This window comes from Nonomuraea mangrovi (genome assembly GCF_042681425.1).
Classification (GTDB): domain Bacteria; phylum Actinomycetota; class Actinomycetes; order Streptosporangiales; family Streptosporangiaceae; genus Nonomuraea; species Nonomuraea mangrovi.
This window is the reverse complement of record NZ_JBHUFV010000091.1, coordinates 1-3,704: the sequence shown is the minus strand read 5'-3', so window position 1 is coordinate 3,704 and position 3,704 is coordinate 1. Positions and strand designations below refer to the sequence as shown.

Sequence of the window (3,704 nt, the reverse complement as noted above, 5' to 3'; positions counted from 1 at the left end):
CTTAACCTGCATAAACAGGATCACGCGAAGATCGATTCATACACCACGTCCGTGGACGTGACCAGCCCTTCCTGACCCGGTCGAGGACGATTTCAAGATCATCCGACGCGACCGCCTCGGCGGGCTGATCCACGAATACGCGCAGGTCGCATGGGATGGTCGAGTTCTTGGCACCCACAGGGTGCCACGTGCGTGGGGAAGCGCCATGCCCGGACGCCGTCGGGCGGCCGGAAGGCAGGATCGGCGGACCGGGCCGCGGGCTACGCGTGGCGGGTGGACTGGAGGTGGTCGATGCATCGCCCCAGCAGGGTGACGAGCGTGTCCCGCTCCTCCGGGCTGAACTCGGCGGCCAGTCCGCGCTCGACCCGCACCGCGCGGGTGTCGGCTTCGGCCAGCACCTTCTCGCCCTTCTCAGTGAGCCGGGTCTCCAGGATGTTCTTGTGCCACTCATGCGGGGAGCGCTCGATGAGGCCGCTCTCCTGGAGGTTTCTGAGCACAGTGTTCATGGTGGGGGCGGTGACCGCGCAGGCCCTCGCCAGCGCCGCGGCTGAGATGCCGGGGTTGTCGGAGAGGTGAAGGAGTGCCGCGTACTGCGGCACCGTCAGGCCGGTCCCCTTGAGTGCGGCGCTCTTGGCCGCGCTGAGCGCTTGCTCGGCGCGCTTGAGGTGGCTGCCCAGGCGCTCGGGAACCGGCATCGAGGTCATCTTCGCATGGTAGCGGCCTCATGCGCTCGCCTGTTGACGAATATTAGAGCTCTAATTATCATATGTGTTCATTCAAAGAATAGAGAGCTATCAACCTCAGGAGCGACGCATGCCTCCCCTTCGCAAGGCCATCGCAGCCGCGGCCCTCGCCGCCCTGACCTGCGTGGTTCCCGCACGGGCCGACACGGCAGGCACGGTCGTGGTCGTACCCGCCCATCCCCAGGCGGTGCCCGCCCACGCCCCGGCGCACGCGCGGATATCCCCGGCGTACGAACTGCCGGGCGAGCGGGTCTACCCCGAGGGCATCGCCGCCGACTCCCGCACCGGAGACCTCTACGCCGGCTCGTACACCGACGGAACGATCTTCAAGATGACGCCCGGCGGGCGCGCGGCCTCGGTCTTCCTGCCGGCGGGCGCGGATGGGCGCGACACCGCCAACGGTCTGAAGGTTGACCGCCTCGGGCGCCTGTGGGTGACGGACTCCACGACCGGCGTGTCCGTCTACGACACCCGCACCCGCCGGTTGCTGGCCGCCTTCGAAGTCGAGGGGCGGGACCCCCGGTTCGTCAACGACGTCGCGATCACCCCCGACGGCACCGCCTACCTGACCGACAGCGTCCGCGCCGTGGTCTATCGCGTCACGCCTGACCAGGTGGCCAAGGCGAGCGGGCGGTCCGCCCCCCTCGAGCCCCGCTACGACCTCAAGGACGCGCTGGAACCGCACGAGCCGAGCGCGTTCACGCTCAACGGGATCGTCGCCGACCCCTCCGGACGCTTCCTGCTGACCGTGGACCTGACCGGGGGCGACCTGTACCGGCTCGACCTCTCCTCGGGCGCGATCGGCAGGGTCGCCCTGCGCGGCGGCGACATGAAGTACGCCGACGGGCTGGAGTTGCGGCACGGCACGCTCTGGGTGGCCCACAACGTCACCGACACCATCACCCGGTGGCGGATCGCCGCGGACGGCACGTCGGCCCGGATGGAGCGACGCGTGACCGACGATGCACTGCAGTTCCCGACGACGCTGGTGCGCAGCAGAGGAACGCTCTATGTGGTCCGTTCCCAGTTCGACAAGGGCGGTCCGGTCGGCGAGGGGACGCCCCAGCGGCCCTTCACCATCGCCTCCGTGCGGGGCGTCTGACCGGCGCACCGGAGGCCGGCGGACGGCCGACGTCCGCGTAAGAAACCGCCCAGAGCGCCGACTCAGGCCCGGAGGAACTCAGCGATTGGCTCCGCCGCTGATCATGCCTGCGACGACCGGGTTTCGGCGGATGGACCGCTGGTCGTTGAGGTCGGTCACATCGCGGGTGGGCTGCGGTGCGGTATCCGGGGGATGTTGGTTCCAGGCTTGGTGCGGCCTGTGCCCGTTGTAGTGGATCAGGTACGCGCGGAGCATGAGGGGGTTCGCTGAGGATCAGGATCCGGTCCAACAGTTCACGGCGCGCTTCAGGAAATTGAGGTCAGTCCAATGCGAGAGTGCACCGCCTCAAGCCAGTCAGCGGCCATGTCCGTTTTCGTTATGCGGCCGATCAACGCCAGGGTCGAGCTGATGCTCTCGTCCTCTTCCACGGGGTTGTCGTCGCCACTGACCTGAAAGCGCAGCCCATCCATCAGGTGATCGAGCGCGTGCGGGTCGCTGCCGTGCTTGGAGTCGGGCCAGGTGGGCCGGAAAGAGACGATGGTGTCCCCGTCCCGGATGTACTTGAAGCTGTCATGGCCGTTGACGTCCATGCTGAAGCTGAGGGCGTGACGGCCTCCTTCGGTCAGCGACAGCAGGAAAGCGTCGCCGGAACGTGCCGGCATGATGCCCGTCCAACCTCCGGCCTCGGCTACCCAGAGAGAACCGTCGTCGCCGTTGTGGTCGAGGATTTCGCTCAGGTGGCTCGGGGTGCGGGCGGAGAGGTCCAAGGAGAAGGCTTGGGCGAGGGTGCCGAGATCCGCTCCCTTGATCCAAAGGGCGCTGAATCCCAGCGACCACAGGTCCATGTCGTGATCGAGTTCTTCGGTGAAGAGAGTCGAGACCAGAAGGTCGTGCAGGTACGTCGGCGACCGCGTGATCACCTCCCGATTGTCGGTGCGCCAGGAGGGGGCATCCCAGAGGATGCCCCCTCCTGACTGCGGAGTTATGACGGTGGCGTGCCGGTGCGGATTCTGACCCAGAAGGCGTTGGACGGCCAGTTGCCCGCGCCGCCTTCATGGGAGCTCGAGGTGAAGACGCGATAGCGGGAGTAGAAAGCCCCCAGATCGCGTCCGGCGGCCTTGTTGTGCGCCGTGTAGCACGCCGTCGGGGGCGAGTTCGCTGTTCGCCCGCCTGGTCAAGGGGGCCCAGGTGGTCCAGGCGCCGTTGAGCCGGCGGCGGTGGCGCGGGCGCGCCGGCGGACCTTCCATCCGTCGGTGAGTTTCCCGGACGGGACGAAGATGCCGGTGTAGTTGCCGGAGGCGACGGTGGTTGTGGTGGTGCCGGTCCAGATGGCTCCGGTGCCTTGGCTGGGGACGGCGGGGTCGTGTTGGACCTCGACGGTGAGTGTCATGGGCCGGTCGTCGGGGTCGGTGACCTCGGCCCGGAACTCGGGGGTGAGTGTGGTGGTCGCGTCTGCGGTGTTGGTCGGCCGTACGTATTCGCTGGCCACCGTCGGTGAGTTCGGCGGCGGTGGGAGCTCCTTCGTGGCGAACGACCAGGTGTGCAACGCCATCACGTTGCCCGCGTCATCCTTGGCGCCGGTCACCTCAACCGTGTATTCGGTGCGCTCGGCCAGTGGCTGAGCGGGCGTGATGGACAGGACGGTTGTGGAGTCAGCCCCTGGCGCAGGTTGAAAGGCCCCGGCGACGTGCTCCATCGGCAACGGCAGCATCGCCTCGTCCGGGTTGGCGACGCAGCAGGGAACGGTCCGCCTCGCCCTGGCCCGCTCATCCGTGCAACCGAAAGGACGTCTTCCGTGAGCCCTTTTCATCCTGAAGCGGCAGGTCACAGGCTCGTTGCAAGCCGGTCGACTTGACCTA

Annotated in this window: 4 protein-coding genes; 1 reads left to right on the top strand and 3 read right to left on the bottom strand. The window is 67.6% G+C overall.

All coding sequences use genetic code 11. The annotated features are described in order from the left end of the window. Positions 1-260 precede the first annotated feature (260 nt). The gene (locus ACFSKW_RS50090; protein ID WP_379582106.1) at positions 261-704 is read right to left on the bottom strand and encodes a MarR family winged helix-turn-helix transcriptional regulator; all 444 of its coding nucleotides are present in this window, start codon (positions 702-704) and stop codon (positions 261-263) included. Between the two features lie 109 nt (positions 705-813). Between ACFSKW_RS50090 and ACFSKW_RS50085 the strand changes: the two genes are divergently transcribed. Next, positions 814-1,845 (top strand): SMP-30/gluconolactonase/LRE family protein, encoded by a 1,032-nt coding sequence (locus tag ACFSKW_RS50085; protein WP_379582104.1) that lies wholly within the window; start codon positions 814-816, stop codon positions 1,843-1,845. 305 nt (positions 1,846-2,150) lie between these two features. On the opposite strand, the gene ACFSKW_RS50080 is transcribed toward ACFSKW_RS50085, so the two are convergent. After that, positions 2,151-2,765: a DUF6461 domain-containing protein gene (locus tag ACFSKW_RS50080; RefSeq protein WP_379582102.1), complete on the bottom strand. Its 615-nt coding sequence runs from the start codon at positions 2,763-2,765 to the stop codon at positions 2,151-2,153. A gap of 254 nt (positions 2,766-3,019) precedes the next feature. Then, the gene (locus ACFSKW_RS50075) at positions 3,020-3,556 is read right to left on the bottom strand and encodes an Ig-like domain-containing domain (protein WP_379582100.1); all 537 of its coding nucleotides are present in this window, start codon (positions 3,554-3,556) and stop codon (positions 3,020-3,022) included. Positions 3,557-3,704: the final 148 nt, after the last annotated feature.

What these genes read in the sequence shown, in the direction of transcription:
- ACFSKW_RS50075 (WP_379582100.1), bottom strand. Translation starts at nt 3,556, where the DNA reads ATGCTGCCGTTGCCGATGGAGCACGTCGCCGGGGCCTTTCAACCTGCG.
- ACFSKW_RS50085 (WP_379582104.1), top strand. Translation starts at nt 814, where the DNA reads ATGCCTCCCCTTCGCAAGGCCATCGCAGCCGCGGCCCTCGCCGCCCTG.
- ACFSKW_RS50090 (WP_379582106.1), bottom strand. Translation starts at nt 704, where the DNA reads ATGACCTCGATGCCGGTTCCCGAGCGCCTGGGCAGCCACCTCAAGCGC.